This window comes from Pseudomonas sp. URMO17WK12:I7 (genome assembly GCF_003269045.1).
GTDB lineage: Bacteria > Pseudomonadota > Gammaproteobacteria > Pseudomonadales > Pseudomonadaceae > Aquipseudomonas > Aquipseudomonas putida_J.
Genome location: NZ_QLTL01000018.1, coordinates 62,076 through 84,116 on the forward strand (window position 1 = coordinate 62,076; position 22,041 = coordinate 84,116).

Genomic DNA, 22,041 nt, shown 5'->3' on the forward strand with positions numbered 1-22,041 from the left:
ATCCGATGTTCAGATGTCGGGGTATCTATACGTCAGCGTCAAACCAGCGATGGTAGCGTCGGCATCGGGCAGGCCATCCTGTTCACGCTTCTTGTACAGCAACGAGAAACGCAGGTCCCAGGCCGGCGAAAAGGCCCGGCTGGCCCAGACGCTGTAAGTCTGCAGGGTGTTGGGGTTCTGCCCTTTGCTGTCCTGCCACCAGGCATCGGCGCCGACCCGGGTGGTTTCAGTGACCAGGTAGCTCCAGCCGGCACGTACCGTGTCCATCTCGGCAGCGCCGCCCTGGGCGTTGGACATCGTGCTGCGGTCGGCACTGAGGTTGGCCTCGGTACGCGAGCCACGGTAGGTCAGCGATGCACCGCCTTCACCACGGCGCTGGGTACCGGCACCGTTGGTCTGGTTGACACCAACATGCATGTCGCCGACCAAGCTGTCAGAGAACTGGTACTTGACGCCAATGCTGGGGACATAGCTGTTGGTGGCGATTGCCGTAGTGCCGCTGTCCGGCTCGTATCGCCGGGCCTCGAAACGGGTAATGATGTCGGTGCGCTCGCTCCAGGCGTACGTCCAGCTGAAGTCGTTGGCGTACTCGTCATAACCGGTCAGCGAGCTGATGTCGTAGCTGGCATGGGAATAGCGAAGTTCGTTGGCCAAGGTGCTGCGCTCGGTCACCGCGCTGCTCCAGTTGCCCGAGAGCCTGGACATCTTCTGCGTGCCGTCGGTGGTGGTCACCACGCCGGTATCCTGCACCGCGCCGGAGAGCGTCGAGCTTTCATCGTATTGCGCCAGCAGGCCAAAGCCGCCGCTTTCGGTTTCGCGCTGCCAGCCTAGCCTGAGGTTGGGGTCTTCACGGTCATCCATCACCGAGCGGTCGGATGAGCGCAGCACATGCATGCCTACGCCCATGCGCAACTGGTCGCGATCGAACTGACCTACCAGGGTGTAATCAGGCGCAATGATGGTACGCGTCACACCTTTCTCCTTGGACGTCAGGAGCAATGGGTTGCTGTCGTACTCGACAGTCGTGGGAACTTCGACTGAAGACTGCCAGCTAGCGGCATCAACCACCCCAGAGAACGGCATCATCATGATTGCCGTTACAACACTCGTCGTTTTATTGATAGGCACAAGTCGTTCTTAGTTATTAGGAGAGTCAAGGTACGACCAGCGTATCGCCAGCCTGAAGTTGGAAGTTGGTGGACATGTCACGCCCAGAAACCAGATCCTTGTATCGCACCGGCATGACCTTTTGGCCGCGAATGACCTTGATGGCACTTTCGTCGGCGAATTTGTCCATTCCACCCGACATGCTCAAGGCCTGAAGCACCGCCGTAGGGCCTGCCATCGGCACCGGGCCGGGCTTGATCACTTTGCCTTGGACATACACAAGGTTGCCAGCCGTGCTGGTGACCACCACGCTGACGTTGGGCTGCGCCAGGTAAGGTTTTAGTGCGGTCTCGATTTTTTTCGCCACGGCAGTTGCTTCAAGGCCGGCGACATCCACGCGACCCGCCAGCGGGAAGGTGATACTGCCATCGGGAAGGACCACGGTTTCTTGACGCAGGGTATCTTCCTGCCAGACCGAGATCATGACTTTGTCACCAGGGCTTAACAGGTAGGCAGAAGAGGAAGTGTCGGCAGCGGCGGTGCCAGACCAAGCCACCAAGGCACAGAAAACGGACATCAGCAAACGTACCATGAGGGATCCCTCCGGCCAGTCGGCCCAGGTTAAGAGCACTGAATGAGAACAGCAGCAAACCTCTCGCTCCACGTCGCAGGGGCATTACCCGCCGCGCTGGCCTCTACCTTCCTCGAGGCCCGATGCCGCCATGTCGCCACCCTTGCCTCTGCCGCTTCGCACCCACTGGGGGCACTGGCTAGTGGAATATAGCAACGGCTGTAAAATTGACAAGCACTGGCCGGCCGGAAAAACGTAAATATCCCTTTTCTAGCGTCAATCCATTGGCATGGCGGCAACATTGAAACAACTTAGATCTTCTTTCTGTTGGCCACCGCCACAAAACCGATAATGGCAAATGCAAACAACCAACCTGCGGTTGCCAGCGGCACAATATTGGTTTGACTTATATAAGAGTCTGCGGCTCGCGCTGCACCACTCATTAACACCAACAGGAATATCGATTTGATGAAGAGAGTCGAGCGCATGTGCCCCTCCTGCAAAGAGGACAGATCATTATTATTGAGGTGGCGGAAGACTTGATCGCTGCTGATTTGAGCTTATGGGCAGAATGATATTACGTCAACGATCCGACACCATAATAAAAATTAATGACCACCACATGGTCGCGTCAGAAACCCGCCGCCGCTCTGCAGCAGGCCTGACGGTATCCGCATCTTTTGACAGGAAGGCTCTGGCATAGGGTTTTCAGCCGCACAGGTTACAAGCTGAAAAGTGAACAGCGGCGCCCCTGTTCGCATGACACGCCAAAACAGGGGCGGCACCGCTGTTGCGTTACTGAAATACTGAACGGCAATCATTGTTATATCGATATGAAAATCGTCACGCCAATATTCAGGCAGGCAACAGGTCCAAGGTTCGCTCAACTTCATCGAGACTGATGCTGAAACCCTCGCCGTCTGGCTGCCCGACCACGAACGCGAAGTGTTGACCGTCACGGTCGGTCAGGAACTTGTAATAGCTGACAAAGCGTTTCGGTGGCTGCAAGGCGAACACGGTGCCACCCGGCTGAAGGACATTGACACCGTGCACCAGTTGGCTGCCTTCGACACCCATCACCACGCGGGCGCCGGCACACGCTTCAACGATTTCCGGCACCTGCATCCTCAGCGGGTTGATAACCCTGAAACCCCGTGACTTGCGCAGGTGCTCGGCCAGTTCCAGTTCATTGCGCAACATGCGCCGCTCGCCATCGCCGCCACGCAGAATGAACACGCCAGGGTGCGGCGCATGGGAAACATGGGCCAGCAGCTTGTTCCCCATGTCGCGAAAACGCTGGAAACGGCTGTCGTTGTTGCTCATGTCGTCGAACAGCACCAGCTCGCGAAACAAGGCCGTGCGCAGGCGCAGGGGCTGCATGCCCAGCCAGGCCTCGTATGCCGGCGCTTGAGTAAACAGCGGATAACGTGCCGATGGCGCAATGGTTACCGGCACGCCCTCATTGCTGGCCAGGGCATAGGTCGGGCAATCCTCCATCATCCACGTACCGAACCAGCTGTTGCCGTTGTGCGTGCAGTAGATAGCCGCACGCTCGATCTCGTGCTCGACCCTCAGCGAGGGAATGGTAGCTTGCCGCAACGACAGCCACTGGCTTGCCTTGCCCTTGTACAGCGCACCATCGATCAGCCACACATCCTTCAGCAGATAGCCGCGCGTCGGGCCGTGCGTGACTGACAGCCCACCCCGCATGGTCGGGCCAGGGTGCACGTAAGGAAAGAATTCTTTCTCTTGCCAACCCGTGACCCGTTCCATCTGTCCGGGCAGGAAAATCGCCGCAGGCGAAACGGCGCTGCCACCCGGCGCGATATCCCAGCTTTTTTCGGCCAGGCTCTTGAGTTCCTGACCGGGCTGGTGCCCCAGACGCTTCCTGACCATGGCGCTGTAGGCAGCCAGTGTCCATCTGTGGCGGCCGAAACCGCTTGGCGTAGCGAACCTGGAAATATCAGTACCCATTTGCGCCCTCCCTTGAAGGCCAGGTCAGTACATGCGTCGGCACGGCCACCTGTCATTGACAGGCAACGTGTTCCAGAATCGGTGGGCTGGGAAAGCCCGCATAGCGGCTGCGCAGCGTCTGCAGGAACACCTCCTCTGCCCGCCTGGCGCTGTACAGGTAGATCTTGTGCAGGCCGCCAAACACCATTTCCTGATAACGGCTGGCAATTTCCTCGTCGCTGGCTGTATCTGGCAGGCCCAGGTGCAAGGTGACCTTGTTGCCTTCCATTGCAAACAGTGGCGTTTCCCAGAGGAAGTCCGCCTTGCCGGTTCTGGGCAGGCGCACGAACAGGCAGGCGTGGTTGTTCAGGGTGTCCACATCACCGCCACGCCTGCGCTTCCACCTCAGCAACCCGTCATCCGGACGCGCCACGCACAGGCCGATATCGTGGTAATCGAAACCATTGGCCAACGCCCATTCCAGCGTCATGAAGGTGGTCATGGAATTGACTTCGCGCAGCTTTTTTGCGTCCGAAAACACACTTTCGCAATAGCCAAAACGCAATGTGCTCCAGTAACGCTTGCCACCGCGGATGACCTCACAGCCCAGATGGCAGGCGACCACCTCGTCATCGAGCGTGATCAGATCGAGCCGCCCATAGCCTTTGGCCAGGCGGAACACTTCTTCGGTGGGAAACTGCGCCGCCTTGCTGCCCTGCCTGGCGGTGGCGTATGGCCGCAGCAGGTCACGGTCGGCCATGGCGATTTCTTCATCCGACATCACCGGGCGCATCTGGTACAGCGACCGGTTCTTGCGGATACTGCGGCGCAGTTCGCTGTCGTAGCGGGCAATGATCTCGTCCAGTGGCCGCCCCAGGGGCACCACCGCGCTGACATAATGCGGCACCGACAATGCGCCGGCAGTGGGCAGTTCACTTACCAGCACCACCGGGCGCTTGGCGCCGCTGGCCGCCAACGATACCGGCGCCTGATCCTTGCCGCCAATCAGCAGACTGGCCATTTCCCGTTGCTGCTTGCGGCCGATGTAGAGAATTTCGTAGGGGCTTTGCTGCCGCAGGCTGAACCTTGCGACTTCCCATCGCCAGAAACAGGCACGCCCAACCGCTTCGCGTAACTTGTCTGATACATTTCGTATTTCGTAGCGCATGGAGGGCGAGATGAATTTTCGCGCAACAGCCGTCAGCTTCGCTTTCATGTCTTCTTCAACGTCCTTTGCTGTTGCCAATGGGGCTGATCGGGAAAGAGCATGATAAAACTGCGAATGCACACATAAGTCCTTGATGCATATAACATCAACTACCTTGACCCGCCTCACATTCAGTAACAATTTAAGATGCAAGCGCGCGCCTTGGCAAGCGGCATTTTGACAGCATGCGGGCCTATTTCATGACGTCAAAAAACACCATGCCGCACTAACGGGCGGTGTTACTTTTGCTATATACCTGGCTTATTTCACACACGTGAACGTTGCGGTACCCCACTACCGCTCCGTCTGCAGGCCAACAATGCTGCAGGCACGCCTGGCCGAGCGCGGCTTCACTGAACCGCTGCGCACCAGTGAACGTCTGCGCGTGGACCGAAGCTGGAATTGGCAAGTATTGCGCTTTCTCTACAGCCACCGTCCTGACAATTTGTTGTTGCAGGCCGCGCTGCAGCACTTTGCCGATGACGAATCGTTCATCAACGAACGTGCAATTTCCAATCGCGATGCAATCCAGGTGACGCCGAACACTGTGCAAGCGACAGCGGTGACTGGGCCACAGACGCCAGCCGTGCATTTTAAGCTGGCATCGGAGCGCGCCAGGGATGATTGGGTGCTGCTCGACCTTGAACCATTCACTTCGCGCCCGAGGCGAGCCCGCGCAGCGTTCTGGCGCCGTCTGAGGGCGATCGACCAGAACCTGCAATTACGTCGACACGTACTCGGGCAACCGGCCCCTGAGCTTTTCAACATGGCGCGGCAAGCACCCTGCCATTAACGCGGCAATCGCGCCCTGAGCGGGTTGCCCACCACCCATTTCTGCAACTCGGCGGCCGGCATCGGCCGACCCAGCAGGTAGCCCTGGCCCTGGTCACACCCGGCATTGCGCAGGAAATCATACTGCTGCTGGGTCTCGATCCCTTCGGCAGTGATGCGGTAGCCCAGCGCATGCCCCAGGTCGATGATCGCCCGGGCAATGGCCACCGCGTCGTCGTCATCCGGCAAATCCTTGATGAACGCCCGGTCGATCTTCAGGTGGTCGATGGGCAAGGCGCGCAGGTAAGCCAGCGACGAATAGCCGGTGCCAAAGTCGTCCACCGCCGTGGCCACGCCCATGGCCTGCAGCTGGGCCAGGGCCGCGCACGCCTGTTGCTGGCTTTCCATCAACAGGCTTTCGGTGATTTCCACCTCCAGCATGTTGGGTGCCAGGCCATGGCGCTCCAGGGCCATGGCCAGGCTCGAGACGTAGTCGCTGCGCTCGATCTGCAGCGCCGCCACATTGACCGCCAGGGGCCCCGGCAGGCAGTCGGCGGCGCGCCAGGCTGCCAATTGCGCACAGGCCAGGTCGAGCACCCGCTCCCCCAAGGGAATGATCAGGCCACTGCGCTCGGCCAGCGGGATGAAATCGCCAGGGGGTATCAGCCCATGTTCCGGATCGCGCCAGCGCAGCAGCGCCTCGACCCCTTCCAGCTGACCGCTGAACAGGTCGACCTTGGGCTGGTACCACAATTCGAACTCGTTATCCTGCAACGCCCGGCGCAAATTGCGCTCCAGTTCCAGGCGCTGGTGCAGCCGTGCGGTCATGTCGGGGTGATAGGGGCGCCAAGCGTTGCGGCCGCCTTCCTTGGCCGCATACATGGCGGTGTCGGCATGGCGCAACAAGCTGCCCACGTCTTCGCCATGCTGTGGGCACCAGGCCAGGCCGATGCTGCCGGTCACCAGCGCGGTGTTGCCGTTGAGGTCGAACGGCCGCTGCAGGCAGCGCAGCAGCTGCCGAAGCTGATGGCTGACCTGGCCTTGGGTGCCCTGGAGCATGAACACGAATTCATCGCCGCCAAGCCGGCACACCCGGTCGCTGCTGTCGAGCTCCTGCAGGAAGCGCGCTGTCGCCTGTTGCAGCAGCAGATCGCCCATGGCGTGGCCAAGGCTGTCGTTGACCTGCTTGAAACCGTCGATGTCCAGCAGCAACACGGCCAGGCCATGGCCCTCGGCAGTGGCCTCGGCCAATTGCTGCTGGAACAGCACCCGATTGGGTAACCCGGTGATGGTGTCATAGTGGGCCAGGCGTTCCAGCTGGGCCTGCGAGCGCTGCAATTCACGATTACGCTGGTGCAGCTGACGCTGCTTGCGGTTGATCTGGGCAATGAACAGGCTGAGCAGGCCGCTGCAGGTCAGGGCGAACCAGAACAGCGGCGAGTGGAACAGGCTGGCATCCTGCTGGCTTTGCTGGCGCTGTATGTCCACGTGGCCAAGCACCATGGACACGCCGATGCCGGCCAGGGAAACACCGACCGGCAACAAGCGGCAAAGGGCACGACGCGGCGTGCCGGCAGTCGGTTTCTGTTCGTGGGTCATCGGGGAATTGGACGGGGTCATAAGCCTGCAGGTGTGGGCGATTGCCCCTGTATCGGCGCGGCCCACGCAATATTGAGCCAGACTGGTGTTTTTCTTGCTCAGGGTGCATGCTCGAAGCTGAAGCGTTTCACCCGTCCAGACACGTGAGGTGCAGTACCCATGGATCATCTGCTCGATTCGCTGTTTCCTGCCGCCGGCAACATTCCCGAAAACTGGCGCCTTGATGCACCGCTGGAACAACGCGACTACCTGGTGAACGGTGAACTCAGGCGCTGGGACGGGCCGTTGGCCACGGTACGCAGCCCAGTCTGGCTGAAGGAAGCGGACAGCGAACGCCAGGTCGTGCTCGGCAGCGCGCCACTGCTCGACGCCGACACCGCCCTTACCGCCCTGGACGCGGCGGTAAACGCCTACGACAAGGGCCGCGGTGCCTGGCCGAACATGCGCGTGGCCGAACGCATCCAGCATGTGGAAACCTTCCTCGCGCGCATGCGTGAGCAGCGCACCGCCGTGGTCAAGCTGCTGATGTGGGAGATCGGCAAGAACCTCAAGGATTCGGAAAAGGAATTCGACCGCACCTGCGACTACATCGTCGATACCATCAACGCCCTCAAGGACCTCGACCGCCGCTCCAGCCGCTTCGAGCTCGAACAAGGCACCCTCGGCCAGATCCGCCGTGCGCCGCTGGGCGTGGCGCTGTGCATGGGCCCGTACAATTACCCGCTCAACGAAACCTTCACCACGCTGATTCCGGCGCTGATCATGGGCAACACCGTGGTGTTCAAGCCGGCCAAGTTCGGCGTGCTGCTGATCCGCCCGCTGCTCGAAGCGTTCCGCGACAGCTTCCCGCCTGGTGTAATCAACGTGATCTACGGCCGTGGCCGGGAAACGGTCAGTGCGCTGATGGCCAGCGGCAAGGTCGATGTGTTCGCTTTCATCGGTACCCACAAGGCGGCCAGCGACCTGAAGAAACTGCACCCACGCCCGCACCGGCTGCGTGCGGCGCTGGGCCTGGACGCGAAGAACCCCGGCATCGTCCTGCCCCAGGTGGACCTGGACAACGCCGTGGAAGAGGCCGTTACCGGCGCGCTGTCGTTCAATGGCCAACGCTGCACGGCGCTGAAGATCCTGTTCGTCCATGAAGATGTGGTCGAAGCCTTCCTCGACAAGTTCCAGCGTAAGCTCGCTGCGCTCAAGCCGGGCATGCCTTGGGAACCCGGCGTTGCGCTGACGCCGCTGCCGGAGCAAGGCAAGGTCGATTACCTCGACCAACTGGTGGCCGATGCCACGGCCAAGGGCGCACGGGTACTCAACGAAGGTGGCGGGCAAAGCCGCGGTTCGTTCTTCTACCCCGCCCTGCTCTACCCGGTGAATCGCGACATGCGGGTGTACCACGAAGAGCAGTTCGGCCCGGTGGTGCCGGTGGTGCCTTACCGCGACCTGCAGACCGTGATCGACTACGTGCTCGATTCCGACTACGGCCAGCAACTGAGCCTGTTCGGCAACGACCCGGCAACCATCGGCAGCCTGGTCGACATCTTTGCCAACCAGGTCGGCCGCATCAACCTCAACGCGCAGTGCCAGCGCGGCCCCGACACCTACCCGTTCAACGGCCGCAAGAACAGCGCCGAAGGGACCCTGTCGGTGCACGATGCCTTGCGCGTGTTCTCCATCCGGACCTTGGTCGCGACTCGCTTCCAGGAAGCGAACAAGGAGCTGATCAGCGAAATCATCCGCAACCGCCAATCGAGCTTCCTGACCACCGACTACATCTTCTGACCGCGCGCTTATAGAGAATCGATCTAGGGTCATTGTCGATTTTCCATCTGCGCAGACGACTCTAAGCATCAGGGCGCCCATCGGCGCCCATTGCAAAGGAGCGTCGAACATGGCTGCCAAACCCATCCCCGATGGCCAGCACAGCATCACCCCGTACCTGGCCATCAATAACGCCGCCAAGGCCATCGAATTCTACAAGCAAGCCTTTGGCGCCTCGGAGATGTTCCGCCTTGAAGGCCCGGACGGCACCGTTGGCCACGCCGAACTGCGCATCGGCGACTCGTCGCTCATGCTCGGTGACCCCTGCGACCGCGAGGGCGGCCTGACCGCCAGCCAGAAACTCGCCGGTGCTGGCGTAGGCCTGCATCTGTATGTCGAGGACTGCGACGAGGTCTACGCCCAGGCCCTGGCTGCCGGCGCCACCCAGCTGCACCCGGTGACGGACCAGTTCTACGGCGACCGCAGCGGCACCCTGAAAGACCCATTCGGCAATATCTGGTTCGTGTCCACCCACAAGGAAGACCTGACCCCCGACGAAATCCGCGCCCGCGCCGCCAAGATGTTCGCCGGCAACTGAGCGACGAGTTGAAAGCGCGGCGCGTTTGCTTGAAGCTTGAGGCTCGTAGCTTGGAGCTGCTTCATGCGAATCATCGACAAAACCGCCGCGCAGGTGCGCAGCCTGACCCCGGCCGAAGAGGAACTGCTGGTCGGTTTCGCCACCGGCAGCCTCGCCGGGCCGCGCCTGCTGCAGGCCAACCAGCTGCTGATGAAGGTGCGCAGCGCCAACCAGTGGCTGGCCTGCGATTGCCGCAAGGATGCCTTGCCGGTGCTCAATGTCACCCTTAATGGCAGCACCGGCACGCTGTTTTTGAAGAACAACCCGGGCACTGCCGAGCATGCACCCGGCTGCCCGTTCACCAAGGACGAACGAGAAGCCAGCGAGCGCGAGGATGAACCCGTCACACCAGCCGCCTGGCTGGCTCCTGACACCCCACTGCGCCTGATCGGTGATTTCCGCCCTGCCAGCGATACCAGCACAGGCGTGGCGGACGGCAACGACCGGCGCGAACAGCAGCGCCTGTTGTCGCTGCTGCTGACCTGGGTCGAGATCAGCGGCCTGAACCTCTACGCCACGCACCTGAAGAAAGACCTCACCAGCCAGTTCGCCGAGCTGCGCAGTGTCGCCAGCCGTTACCCGCTGCTAGAGCGAGTGCCGGCCGGCAACTACCTGGAAACCCGCCTGGACATGAAGCACATGATGATGCTCAAGTCCCGCCTGCGCGAAGCCACGGTGTTCGGCAACCACCGCCGCCATGGCCTGTTGCTGGATTGCGTCGACCAGATCAAGGGGCGCAAGCTGTTCAACAACCGCAGTGAGGACGGTTTCGACTTCCAGGGGCACCATCTGTATTGGGGCGGCAGTCGGGCGTCGGGCCCACTGTTGGCGCTGGCCCTCTACTCGCCCACCACGGCGGGCAGCCACTTCTATGAATTGATCCACGTGGCCAGTGTGCCGGTGCTGTCGCGCGCGCACCTGTTCCCGGTGTACCGCGACGAGGAGCGTGAGCCACTCAAGGCGCTGGTGTCGCTGATCGACTGGATGGCCAGCAAAGGTGTGAAAGTGCAGATGCGCCGACCGGTGATCGGTGGCCAGGTGATGGATGAGCTGGTGCTGACCTCGGATCAGGACCGGGTGCTGTCGGTGTCGTTGCTGGAGAAACCGATCGGGCCGGAGCCCGATGCCGAGAACTTCAAGCGCTATGCCGACTTCAAGAGCCTGGAAACCTTCCGCAAGTATGTGGCCGGGTTCTTCATGCGCGAGCGCTAAAGACCGTGTCGCCTGCTTTGCGGCTAAAGCCGCTCCTACAGGGATCGCGCTGAATCTGAAATGGGCGCCATACCTGTAGGAGCGGCTTTAGCCGCGAAGAGGCCGGTGCAGCCAAATCACTTTCGACTAAAACGCAGCCCGGAAAATCCCCTCGATCTCATCCTGGCTGGCCGGCCGCGGGTTGGTCAGCCCACAGGCATCTTTCAAGGCATTCTCCGCCAGGATGCCGACATCCTCGAGCTTGGCCCCCAGCTCCGCCAACCCCGCAGGAATACCAACCGCTGCCGCCAGGTGCTCGATGGCCGATATCGCCGCCCCCGCGCCCTGCTCCGCGTCCAGCCCGCAGACCTTGATGCCCATGGCCTTGGCCACATCGCGCAGGCGCGCGGCACTGACCTTGGCATTGAAACGCTGCACATGGGGCAACAGCACGGCATTGCACACGCCATGGGGCAAGTCGTAGTACCCACCCAACTGGTGGGCCATGGCATGCACATAGCCCAGCGAGGCATTATTGAACGCCATACCGGCCAGGAACTGCGCGTAGGCCATGTTCTCCCGCGCCTGCAGGTCGTTGCCATCGTTCACGGCCTGGCGCAGGTTCTCGCTGATCAGGCTGATGGCCTTGAGTGCGCAGGCATCGGTGATCGGCGTGGCCGCCGTCGACACATAGGCCTCGATGGCGTGGGTCAATGCGTCCATGCCGGTGGCCGCCGTCAGCCCCTTGGGCATGGCGACCATCAGTGCCGGGTCGTTGACCGAGAGAATCGGCGTGACGTTGCGGTCGACGATGGCCATTTTCACATGGCGGCTTTCGTCGGTAATGATGCAGAAGCGGGTCATTTCACTGGCCGTGCCTGCCGTGGTGTTGATGGCGATCAGCGGCAGCTGCGGCTTGCGCGAGCGGTCGACACCTTCATAGTCGCTGATAGGCCCGCCATTGGTGGCGCACAGGGCAATGCCCTTGGCGCAGTCATGGGGCGAGCCACCACCCAGCGATACCACGCAGTCGCAGCGCTCGCGCTGCAACAGGGCAAGGCCCGCCTCGACATTGGCGATGCTGGGGTTGGGCTTGGCGCCGTCGAACACCACCGAGTCGATATCCTGCAAGGCCAGCATGCGCCCGATACGGGCGGCGACACCGGCCTTGGCCAGACCCTGGTCAGTGACGATCAGCGCCTTGCGCAAGCCATAACCGGCAATTGCGGCCATGGCCTCGTCGAGGCAATCGATGCCCATGATATTGACGGGCGGAATGAAGAAGGTGCTGCTCATGACCGGATCCTCCTGGCAGGTCTGTCTGCCCATGAGCATCCGCCCGTTCAATGAACGCGATGTTGATCCAGGGCAACGTTAGCCAAGGAACAGCTGGTAAGCCGGATTAGCGGTTTCGTCCCAGTAGCGGTAGCCCATTTCATCCAGCGCCTGGGGCAGGCTGGCCTGCTCGTCGGCCGGCACTTGCAGCGCCGCCAACACCCGCGCCTCCGCCGCGCCGTGGTTGCGGTAATGGAACAGGCTGATGTTCCAGCGCTTGCCCAGCCGCTCCAGGAACCCCAGCAGTGCCCCTGGCCGCTCGGGGAATTCGAAGCGCTGCACCCGCTCATCGGCGCCTGGCGCTGCATGCCCACCCACGGTATGGCGCACATGCAGCTTGGCCAGTTCGTTGTCGGTCAGGTCGAGCACGCTGTAGCCCTGCCCGCGCAGGCTGGCCAGCAGTTGCTCGCGTGGGTCGTGCAGTGGGTGGGTCTGCACGCCAACGAACAGGCGCGCCTCCTTGCCCGGGTAATAGCGGTAGTTGAACTCGGTGATCTGCCGCTTGCCCAGCGCCTGGCAGAAGGCCCGGAAGGCGCCGGGCTGTTCGGGGATGGTCACGGCGATGATCGCTTCCCGCTGCTCGCCCAGCTCGGCCCGCTCGGCCACGTGGCGCAGGCGGTCGAAGTTGACGTTGGCGCCGGAGTCGATGGCCACCAGGGTCTGCCCCTGCACGCCCTCGCGGGCCACGTACTTCTTGATCCCGGCCACGGCCAGGGCACCTGAGGGTTCGGTGATCGAGCGGGTATCGTCATAGATGTCCTTGATTGCCGCGCACAGTTCATCGCTGCTGACGGTCACCACTTCATCGACAAAATGCCGGCACAGTTCGAAGCAATGGGCACCGATCTGCGCCACCGCCACGCCATCGGCGAAAGTGCCGACCTGCGGCAGGATCACCCGCTCGCCCGCCGCCATGGCAGCCTGCAGGCAGTTGGAGTCCTCCGGTTCGACACCGATCACCTTGACCTCGGGGCGCAGGTATTTCACGTAGGCGGCAATGCCCGCGACCAGCCCGCCGCCGCCGACCGGCACGAAGATCGCGTCCAGCGCACCCGGTTGCTGGCGCAGGATCTCCATGCCCACAGTGCCCTGGCCGGCGATCACGTCCGGGTCGTCGAACGGCGGCACGAAAGTCGCCCCTTCGCTGTCGGCCAACGTCAATGCGTGGGCCAGGGCATGCGGAAAGCTTTCGCCGTGCAGCACCACATGGCCACCCCGCGAGCGCACCCCTTCGACCTTGAGCGACGGCGTGGTGGTGGGCATGACGATGGTCGCCTTCATGCCCAGGTGCGCAGCCGCCATGGCCACGCCCTGGGCATGGTTGCCGGCAGAGGCGGTGATCACGCCGCGTTCGCGCTGGGCGCGGCTCAGGCGCGACAGCCGGGTATAGGCGCCGCGGATCTTGAACGAGAAGGTTGGTTGCAAGTCTTCACGCTTGAGCAGCACCTGGTTGCCGAGGCTGGCAGAGAGCGCGGGGGCAGCTTGCAGGGGCGTCTCGATGGCCAGGTCGTACACCGGCGCGGACAGGATGCGGCGCACCTGTTCCGATAGCAGCTGCTGCGGGGTGGACGGGGTACGAGGGTTGACGTTGAGGCTGGTCATCGGTTGCAACTCCTTGGCTTTGTTCACGTGGCCCAGGAGTCAGAGAGAAAAAACCCGCCTCCAGGGCGGGTTCGGTGCACGTACGCGCTAGCCCGCCAAACTGATAATGGCGGTAATAATAATGGCGTTGACGTGCTGGAAGGTTTTCATGGGTAGCGAAGTTATCCCGCCTGGCTTGGCCAAGTCAACACTTGGCTTGCTGCGCCGACAGCGGCACGTCGAAGACCTTGTCGAAGCCCCACTGGAACACAAAGGCATAGACGAAGAAGAACACGAAGAGTGCCAGGTTGGTGAGCAGCGCCGCCCACAGGCTGACATCCAGCCAGTACGCCACCAGTGGCAACAAGATAAGCACCAGCCCGCCCTCGAAGCCCAAGGCATGCAGCAGGCGCCGCATAAAGGTGCGCTCGCGTTGCTGCTGGCGTGCTTCCCAGCGCTCGAAGGCCCAGTTGTAGCCCATGTTCCAGCTCATGGCGATGCCCGACATCAGGATCGACAGCACGGTCGACTGCGCCATGCCGGCGCCAAACGCCAGTTCCAGCGCCGGCGCCACGCAGGCCACGGCGATGGCTTCGTAGAGAATGGCCTGGACGATCTTGCGTGCCTTGCCTTGCATGTTGAGCTCCATCGAGATACGGCCTGACAAAGTACAAGATGAATGCTTGAAGAAAAAGGTTGTTCGGTCAGGTGCCCGCCTTGGGTTTTGCGATGGTGCGCAGATCGAGCGCCGCCCGCGCGGCGCAGCGCGGATAAATCCGCTCCCACATCTGTTTCGGGCCCGTCACGCCTGTGAGGCCAACAGGGCCCGCCTCGTTGGCACGGCGATACATCTCGGTGGGCATTGACGCTGCTCCATCGGTCTACAGTGATGCACCAAGGCGGACAGCGATGGACTGACAGCAACAACTGGCCCGAAACAGATGTGGGAGCGGATTTATCCGCGCTGCGCCGCGCGGGCGGCGCTCGGTCTCACAGGCGCTGGGCTTGTCGCGCCGAACTCCTCACCCATTGGACAACCCCGCATCCAGCTGCTTGTATCTAATCACTTGCAAGCGGCGACAAGTCGACCCACTTCGTCCAGGGAATCGAACGAGGAACAAGACTATGGCGAACTCCGTCATGATGGTTTTCGGCACGCGCCCCGAAGCGATCAAGATGGCCCCGCTGGCCCGCGTCTTGCGCGAATGGCCCGAGGTCGATCTGCACATCTGCTCCACCGGGCAGCACCGCGAAATGCTCGAACAGGTACTCACCGCCTTTGGCCTGAGCGTCGACCAGGACCTCAAGGTCATGACCCAGAACCAGACCCTCAACGGCCTGGCCCGCGACCTGTTGGGCAAGCTCGACCAGGCCTACGAACAGGTCAAGCCCGATATCGTGCTGGTTCACGGCGACACCACCACCAGTTTCATTGCTGGCCTTGCCGCATTTCATCGGCATATCCCCATCGCCCATGTCGAGGCCGGGCTGCGCACCGGCAACCTGCAGCAACCCTGGCCGGAGGAAGCCAACCGGCGCCTGACCGGGGTCATTGCCGACCTGCATTTCGCGCCCACCACCAAGGCCCGCGACAACCTGCTGCGCGAAGGCGTGCCCGTGGAGCAGATCGAGGTCACCGGCAACACCGTCATCGATGCACTGCTATGGATGCGCGAGTACCTCACGCAAAGCGCATGGCAGCCCGCCGCCGATTCGCCGCTGCACACGCTGCATGCCGACCAGCGCATGGTGCTGATCACCGGCCATCGTCGGGAGAACTTCGGCGCAGGCTTCGAGCGCATCTGCCTGGCCCTGGCCGAACTGGCCCTGCGTTACCCCGACGTGCAGTTTGTCTACCCGGTGCACCTCAACCCGCAGGTGCAGAAAGCGGTCTACGGCCTGCTTTCCGGGCACGGCAACATCCACCTGGTGGCGCCCCAGGACTATCAGCATTTCGTCTGGCTGATGAACCGCGCCTACATCATTCTCACCGACTCCGGCGGCGTCCAGGAAGAAGCCCCGGCGCTGGGCAAACCGGTGCTGGTGCTGCGCAAGGTCACCGAACGCCCTTCGGTGCTGGAGGGCGGCACGGTGAAACTGGTTGGCACGCGCACCGAACGAATCGTCAAGGAAACCAGCCAGCTACTCGACGACCCCGAGGCGTATCAGCGCATGGCGAGGGTCTTCACCCCCTTCGGTGACGGGCATGCCAGCGAAATCATCGCCACACGCCTGAGCCGCTGGCTCGAGGAAACCGCCGCCGAGCGAGGCGACGCATGAGCCTGGCGTTTGTCGACTTCCTCACCTATGTGCTGTTCGGCCTGAAGATCCTCGCGATCATCCTCGCCTCGCTGATGTTCCTGCTTGGCCTTGACGACCTGTTCATCGACCTGTGCTACTGGGGCCGCAAGCTGATCCGCCGTTTTCGCATCTACGACAAGCACGAAAGGGCCGATGAGAAACGCCTGTTCGAAGTACCGGAAAAACCCTTGGCAATCATGGTCCCGGCCTGGAACGAGGTGGGCGTGGTCGGCGAAATGGCGCGCCTGGCGGCCTCGACCATCGATTACGAAAACTACCAGATCTTCGTCGGCACCTACCCCAACGACCCGCAGACCCAGGCCGACGTCGACGCCGTGTGCCTGCATTACCCCAACGTACACAAAGTGGTCTGCGCGCGCCCCGGCCCCACCAGCAAGGCCGATTGCCTGAACAACATCATCGACGCCATCCTGCGCTTCCAGGACGATGCCCGTATCGAATTCGCCGGTTTCATCCTGCATGACGCCGAAGACGTGATCTCGCCCATGGAACTGCGCCTGTTCAACTACTTGCTGCCGAGCAAGGACATGATCCAGATCCCGGTGTACCCCTACGCGCCGGAATGGAAAGGCTTTACCGCTGGGCACTACGTCGACGAGTTCGCCGAAAATCACGGCAAGGACGTGATCGTGCGCGAGGCCCTGACCGGCCAGGTGCCCAGTGCCGGTGTCGGCACCTGCTTCAGCCGGCGCGCCATCAGCGCCCTGCTCGAGGACGGCGATGGCATCGCCTTCGACGTCCAGAGCCTGACCGAAGACTACGACATCGGCTTTCGCCTGAAGCAAAAGGGCATGAAGTGTATCTTTGCCCGCTACTCCATCAGCGACCCGGCGCTGGCCCTCAAGCATGAGTGGCGCCCGGGCATGAGCCGCGAGTTCGCCCAGGTGATCTGCGTGCGCGAGCACTTCCCGCGTGACTGGCAGCACGCCATCCGGCAGAAGTCGCGGTGGATCGTCGGCATCGTGTTCCAGGGCACCAGCAACCTTGGCTGGAGCCGCACCGGCGCGCTCAACTACTTCCTCTGGCGCGACCGCCGGGGGCTGTTCGCCTACCTGCTGAGCTTCCTGGTCAACCTGTTGCTACTGGTGCTGCTGGCCATGTGGCTGGTGACCGTGATTGCCCCGGATTCCTGGCGTTTCATGTCGATCCTCAGCGACAGCCAGCTGCTCACCACCCTGCTCTGGCTCAACGGCCTGATGCTGGTCAACCGCCTCTTCCAGCGCGGCTGGTTCGTCACCCGCTACTACGGCATCTTCGAGGGCCTGCTGTCGGCACCACGGATGATGTGGAGCAACTTCGTCAACTTCTTCGCCAACCTGCGTGCCCTGCGCCAAGTCATGGAAATGGGCGACTCGCGGCGGGTGGCGTGGGACAAGACCACCCACGAATTCCCAGCCCTCACTTCGCCTGCGCGTACGCCGCTGGGCCATCGCCTGGTGGAAAAGGGCTACATCACCGAACAACAGCTGGAGCAGGCGATCACCAGCCCGGTACGCCGGCGCCTGGGCCGAGAATTGCTGCTGCGGGGCTGGCTGAACAGCGAGCAGCTTGTAGAAACGCTGGCCGAACAGCTCGACCTGCCCTGGGCACCGCTCAACCCATTCAAGCTCGACCCTCAGTTGATCGCCCTGCTGCCTCGCCGGTTGGCCACGCACTATGGCGTGCTGCCGGTCGCCGAAGACGGCAACACCCTGGTGCTGGCCAGCGAAAGCCCGGTCAGCCAGGTATCGCTGGGGGTGATCAGCCGCCAGCTGAAACGCCCGGTCAGCTGCCGCCTGGCGCCCCAGGGCCGGGTCACGCTGGGCTTGCGCTATCACTACCCGAGCCCCTGGCAAAAGCCCGAAACCCACGACATGCTGACCGTGCTGGAGCGGCACCAGGACGATGCCGACCTGCTCGAACGGGTCAGCCAGCACCAGGTCATGCTCGGCGCGCTGCTGCAGGTGCGCGGCATGGTCCCGGTCACCCTGTTCAACCAGGCACTGATCGATTTCGACCCCGAACGCCAGAGCCTCGGCGAGCACCTGATCGCCCGCGGCATCATTACCGAGGAGGTGCTGCAACAGGCCCTCGCCGAACAGGCCAGCGAACAGCAGGCAGCCTTTGACCTGACCCGGGAGGTGGCATGAAGCCGCGTCTGTCCCTGACTCTTTCCGGCCTGCTGCTGTGCTCCACCGCGCTGGCCACCCAGGCAGCGCCGATGACCGAATTCCAGCGCTTCACCAGCTACCCGTTCATGGAGCGCAGCTACCGCGAAGCGAAGAAAGACAACTGGGCCGAAGTCGAACGCCTGACCCGCCATGTCCTCACGCGTGTGCCGAACAACGATGAAGCCCGTGCGTTGCTGGTCGAGGCCCTTGCCCACCAGCGCCGCTACAAGGAGGCCGAAGCCATGGCCGAGCAGCTCGGCGACGGCCCCGAATACGCCAACGCCCTGCTGGAGCTGCGCCTGACCTGGATCGAGCAGGACCCGCCAGCGGCCAGCCAGGTGGAAGACTGGCTGGCCGGCGCCGACGGCATGCAGCGGGTACGCCTGTGGCAAGCCTACAGCCTGAGCCTGGCCAAGTTCGGCGGTGCCGGCAAAGCCCTGGACTGGCTCAGCCAGCTGCCGCCACGCGACGATGGCCAGGTGCTGCGCCTGGCCCGCGCCAACTTTGCCGAGCAACTGCGCAACTGGAAAGAAACCATCGAACAACTCCAGCCACTGGCCGACAAGGGCCAATTGCCGCCTGAAGACTGGCAGCGGCTGGCCAATGCCTATGTCCAGCAGGTGGACGAAAAGGGCCTGACAAAACTGCTGCAAAGCGCTCCGTCAACCGAAGCCGCCAACCAGACGCGCCTGGCCATGGCCCACCGTGCCATCGCCGTCGGCCATAACCAGCTGGCGCAGCGCTGGCTGCAGCAACTGCCGACCGAACAACTGCAGCAACCCGAGCAACGCCAGCAACTGTGGGAGCTGGCCCGCGAGGGGGACGATGCACAGCTGGTACGCCAGCTGAGCAACGAACTGCAGCGCCCCTGCCTGGAAACGGTCGATTGGCTGTCGCGCCACGACCCGGAGGTCGCCCGTGAGCAGTTCAAAGGTTGCCCCGCCAACGCCGATCCGCGTGCGTATGCGGTACTCAAGCAACGCCTGTATGGCGACCCGGTGCAGCCGCCACAACCGCGCACGGCCGCCGAATGGGAAAAACGCTACCGCCAGAGCGGTGACCTGGCGGCGCTGGAGCAAACGACGTTCCTCTTGCTGCAACAAGGCCGGAATGAACATGCCCGCACATTGCTGGAGCAGGCCTATGACCGCCGCCAAGGGCGCCTGACCCCTTCGCTGCTGCAGCGCCTGGCCAACCTCTACGCGCGCAATGATGGCCCGTTCAACAGCCGGCGCCTGCTTGAGCTGATCCCCAGGGTCGACGCCAATGCCCGCGCACAGCTCCTCGGTCGTTTGGCTGAAAACGGCCAGTGCGATGCTGTGCGCCAGTCGATACCGGCAAACCCGAGCGAAGCTGGCCAGTTTCGTGCCCTGGGCCGCTGCGCCATGCCCGACCGCCCCGGCGAGGCGGTGGTCTACTACCAGGCGGCCGAGCGCCTGGGCGGCGGCGGCAACCGCCTGCCCCTGGCCTATGCCCTGGAAGCCGCTGGCGATTCCGAAGCGGCCCTGCCGATCTGGCGCAGCCTGCCGGCCAGTGCCTGGAACGACAACGCACGCCTGACGGCCGCACGCGGCGCTCTGAATGCCGGTGACGCCAATGCCGCCCGCCGCTACTGGGACGCCGCCACGCACCACAGTGCCGATGACTGGGCGCTGGGCGCCGCCATTGCGCAACGTCAGGGCGACCTGCAAGCAGCCCTGGGCTTCCAGCGCCAGGCCCTGGCGCACAACCCGCGAGCCGATCATTACTACGCGGCCGCCAGTACCGCCCAGTCAGCCGGCGACAGCGCGCAGAGCACCGCTTGGCTGGCCGAGGCCGTGCGCCTGGCGCCCGATCAGCCACGCTATCGTGCCGACTACGGCATGCGCCTGGCAGGCTCGCAGGACCTGGCCCAGCGCCGCCAGTCGATCCCCTATCTGGAACGCGCCACCCACGACTTCCCCGAAGACTATCGCCTGGGCGAAACCCTCGCCCTGCGCTACGACGAAGCCGAGAACAGCGCCGCCGCACGGCGCGAGCTGCGCCGGGTAATCGACGTGGAAGAAAATCTGGTCGATGCCGACGACGAATACGGCAGCCTCGAAGCCCGCAAGTACCGCCAGCGCCGCGCCCACGAAAGCCTGTCACGGCGCGACACCATCACCCTGGCCAGCACCTGGTCACCCGCCGGCACCTCGACCAACGACAAGTTCCTCGACAATGGCCAGCGCAGCGGCACTTCACGGCGCGCGCAATCGCAGAACGTGCAGCTGGCCATGTGGGACCACGCCCTGGGCGAGGAGCCCAGCCGCAACGGCAGCACCTTGTCGGTCTACGGCCGGGTGCTGTTCGGCGGCCAGAGCCGCACCGACTATGCGCAAAGCATGGGCACCGGCCTCGGCCTGCGCTACAAGCCGCTCGGCCAGGCCAACCTCAACCTGTATGCCGAGCTGTATCACCAACGGCAGATCGACGACGACCACTACAGCGGCCTGAGCCTCGGCGAGCTGCTGAGCCCTGCCAAGGTCGGCGGCAACTGGGGTGACCTGCGCCACCATGCCGAATCCAGCAACGACCTGCTGCTGCGGGCCACTGCCTCGTTCCTTGACCAAGGCGACTGGCGCAATGACTGGCGGGTCGACGAGGACGACTGGAACGAGCGCTTCCTCTACCTCGACGCCGCCTGGTGGACCCGCGCAGGCGACCACGCCTGGCTGTCGCGCTACCAACAGGGCCATGCCTGGAAGCTGCCCGGCAACTCGCCACAGACGCTCATGCCGTACGGCTTCTTCGAGTTCTCCAGCCAGGACCCGAGCAACGACTGGCGCCAGGACGCCCGTGCCGGGGTCGGCGTGCGCTGGCAATGGTGGTTCGACGATGACCGCTACAACGCCTACCGCGGCTCGCTGAAGGTGCGCGCCGAGTATCAGCAGTCGCTGGGTGGCAACCTCTACAAAAGCGCCAATGGCGTGCTGGTTGGCGCGGAGATGACCTTCTGATGCGTACGCTCCTGGCAATCTGCATGCTCGCCCTGTGCCTGCCGGCCATGGCCGACCAGCGCCTGTTCTATCAGCCGCTCAACCGCGATGAAGCCGTGACGCCGGCGCAATGGCAGCAGTTATGGCGCGCCACCAAGGCACAGGGGGGCAAGACCCTGATCGTGCAGTGGAGTGCCTACGGCGACAGTGATTTCGGCGGCGCGCAGGGCTGGCTGGCCAACAGCCTGCGCGAGGCCCACGCCCAAGGCCTGGAGCTGGTACTCGGGCTGTACCTGGACCCGGCCTACTACCAGCGCATCGAGGAACTGGACGGTGATGGCCTGGGCAACTACTGGAAGTCGCAGCTGGGCCGCTCGCTTAGCCAGTACCAACAACTTCGCCAGCACTGGCAGCTGCCCGTCAGCGGCTGGTACCTGCCAATGGAACTGGACGACCTGCACTTTCGCGATGCCGGGCGCCGCGAGGCGTTGTACAGCCAGTTGCAGGCATTCAACCGGCGGCTGGACAAACCGCTGCACATCAGCGCGTTCAGTGCTGGCAAGCTGGCACCGCGGGTCAATGGCGCCTGGCTGGATCAACTGGCCGGGCTGGGCTTGACGGTGTGGTGGCAGGACGGTGCTGGCACCGGGCGGTTGCCGCAGCTGGTGCGTCAGAACTACGAGCAGGCGCTGCCATGCCGGGTGGGTGTGGTGCGCGAGGCGTTTCGCCAGGTGAGCAGCGCGGGCCAGGCGTTCAGGGCCGAGCCTGCCGAGCCGAAGCTCAATGGCGGGTGCCATGCCGAGGCGGTATTTGCCTTGCGTTACCGCCCCTGGGCCAAAGGTGTGTTGCCACAGAATTGAGTCGCCAGGCCCGGCCTCTTCGCGGGTAAACCCGCTCCCACA

Annotated in this window: 18 protein-coding genes; 8 read left to right on the forward strand and 10 right to left on the reverse strand. The window is 63.2% G+C overall.

Annotation, left to right across the window (positions count from 1 at the left end; all coding sequences use genetic code 11):
* Window positions 1-9: 9 nt before the first annotated feature.
* From H040_RS22570 to H040_RS22585, 5 genes are all read right to left on the reverse strand, one after another.
* Window positions 10-1,083 carry a hypothetical protein gene (locus H040_RS22570; RefSeq protein ID WP_081784222.1) on the reverse strand — a complete coding sequence of 358 codons (1,074 nt, stop codon included), beginning with the start codon at window positions 1,081-1,083 and terminating at the stop codon, window positions 10-12.
* Between the two features lie 70 nt (window positions 1,084-1,153).
* Window positions 1,154-1,699, reverse strand: coding sequence for a polysaccharide biosynthesis/export family protein (locus tag H040_RS22575; RefSeq protein WP_027916665.1), 546 nt, complete (start codon window positions 1,697-1,699; stop codon window positions 1,154-1,156).
* Between the two features lie 290 nt (window positions 1,700-1,989).
* Window positions 1,990-2,166: an EPS-associated small membrane protein EppA gene (gene eppA / locus H040_RS27530; protein WP_177326664.1), complete on the reverse strand. Its 177-nt coding sequence runs from the start codon at window positions 2,164-2,166 to the stop codon at window positions 1,990-1,992.
* Between the two features lie 367 nt (window positions 2,167-2,533).
* Entirely contained in the window at window positions 2,534-3,652 is a 1,119-nt protein-coding gene (locus tag H040_RS22580) for a glycosyltransferase family 61 protein (protein ID WP_027916666.1), read from the reverse strand.
* 52 nt (window positions 3,653-3,704) lie between these two features.
* The gene (locus H040_RS22585) at window positions 3,705-4,847 is read right to left on the reverse strand and encodes a hypothetical protein (RefSeq protein WP_027916667.1); all 1,143 of its coding nucleotides are present in this window, start codon (window positions 4,845-4,847) and stop codon (window positions 3,705-3,707) included.
* A gap of 310 nt (window positions 4,848-5,157) precedes the next feature.
* On the opposite strand from H040_RS22585, the gene H040_RS22590 reads away from it, so the two are divergent.
* Window positions 5,158-5,631, forward strand: coding sequence for a hypothetical protein (locus tag H040_RS22590; RefSeq protein ID WP_027916668.1), 474 nt, complete (start codon window positions 5,158-5,160; stop codon window positions 5,629-5,631).
* Here H040_RS22590 and H040_RS22595 read toward each other — a convergent pair.
* Entirely contained in the window at window positions 5,628-7,229 is a 1,602-nt protein-coding gene (locus H040_RS22595) for a putative bifunctional diguanylate cyclase/phosphodiesterase (protein ID WP_050437152.1), read from the reverse strand. The two genes, H040_RS22590 and H040_RS22595, sit on opposite strands and share 4 nt — an antisense overlap.
* A 138-nt stretch (window positions 7,230-7,367) precedes the next feature.
* Between H040_RS22595 and H040_RS22600 the strand changes: the two genes are divergently transcribed.
* The 3 genes from H040_RS22600 (at window position 7,368) to H040_RS22610 (ending at window position 10,815) form a co-directional block, all read left to right on the forward strand.
* Window positions 7,368-8,987 carry an NADP-dependent glyceraldehyde-3-phosphate dehydrogenase gene (locus tag H040_RS22600; protein ID WP_027916669.1) on the forward strand — a complete coding sequence of 540 codons (1,620 nt, stop codon included), beginning with the start codon at window positions 7,368-7,370 and terminating at the stop codon, window positions 8,985-8,987.
* A gap of 109 nt (window positions 8,988-9,096) precedes the next feature.
* A complete protein-coding gene (locus tag H040_RS22605) occupies window positions 9,097-9,564 on the forward strand; it encodes a VOC family protein (RefSeq protein ID WP_027916670.1) in 468 nt (155 codons plus the stop codon).
* A 63-nt stretch (window positions 9,565-9,627) separates the two neighbouring features.
* Complete coding sequence (locus H040_RS22610) at window positions 9,628-10,815, forward strand: hypothetical protein (protein WP_027916671.1); 1,188 nt, start codon at window positions 9,628-9,630, stop codon at window positions 10,813-10,815.
* Between the two features lie 126 nt (window positions 10,816-10,941).
* On the opposite strand, the gene yiaY is transcribed toward H040_RS22610, so the two are convergent.
* From yiaY to H040_RS27380, 4 genes are all read right to left on the reverse strand, one after another.
* Window positions 10,942-12,090: an L-threonine dehydrogenase gene (gene yiaY, locus H040_RS22615; RefSeq protein WP_027916672.1), complete on the reverse strand. Its 1,149-nt coding sequence runs from the start codon at window positions 12,088-12,090 to the stop codon at window positions 10,942-10,944.
* A 78-nt stretch (window positions 12,091-12,168) separates the two neighbouring features.
* On the reverse strand, window positions 12,169-13,731 hold the full coding sequence (ilvA, locus tag H040_RS22620) for a threonine ammonia-lyase, biosynthetic (protein ID WP_027916673.1): 1,563 nt from the start codon (window positions 13,729-13,731) through the stop codon (window positions 12,169-12,171).
* Between the two features lie 184 nt (window positions 13,732-13,915).
* Entirely contained in the window at window positions 13,916-14,347 is a 432-nt protein-coding gene (locus H040_RS22625; protein ID WP_027916674.1) for a PACE efflux transporter, read from the reverse strand.
* A gap of 67 nt (window positions 14,348-14,414) precedes the next feature.
* A complete protein-coding gene (locus H040_RS27380) occupies window positions 14,415-14,573 on the reverse strand; it encodes a hypothetical protein (protein WP_155954350.1) in 159 nt (52 codons plus the stop codon).
* Between the two features lie 262 nt (window positions 14,574-14,835).
* On the opposite strand from H040_RS27380, the gene wecB reads away from it, so the two are divergent.
* The 4 genes from wecB to H040_RS22650 are packed head-to-tail and all read left to right on the forward strand — an operon-like array spanning window position 14,836 to window position 21,999.
* Entirely contained in the window at window positions 14,836-15,990 is a 1,155-nt protein-coding gene (wecB, locus tag H040_RS22635) for a non-hydrolyzing UDP-N-acetylglucosamine 2-epimerase (RefSeq protein WP_027916675.1), read from the forward strand.
* Window positions 15,987-18,161 (forward strand): cyclic di-3',5'-guanylate-activated glycosyltransferase NfrB, encoded by a 2,175-nt coding sequence (gene nfrB / locus H040_RS22640; RefSeq protein ID WP_027916676.1) that lies wholly within the window; start codon window positions 15,987-15,989, stop codon window positions 18,159-18,161. Before wecB ends, nfrB begins: the two co-directional genes overlap by 4 nt.
* The gene (locus H040_RS22645) at window positions 18,158-21,160 is read left to right on the forward strand and encodes a phage receptor (RefSeq protein ID WP_027916677.1); all 3,003 of its coding nucleotides are present in this window, start codon (window positions 18,158-18,160) and stop codon (window positions 21,158-21,160) included. Before nfrB ends, H040_RS22645 begins: the two co-directional genes overlap by 4 nt.
* Complete coding sequence (locus H040_RS22650) at window positions 21,160-21,999, forward strand: DUF4434 family protein (RefSeq protein WP_027916678.1); 840 nt, start codon at window positions 21,160-21,162, stop codon at window positions 21,997-21,999. Before H040_RS22645 ends, H040_RS22650 begins: the two co-directional genes overlap by 1 nt.
* Window positions 22,000-22,041 lie beyond the last annotated feature (42 nt).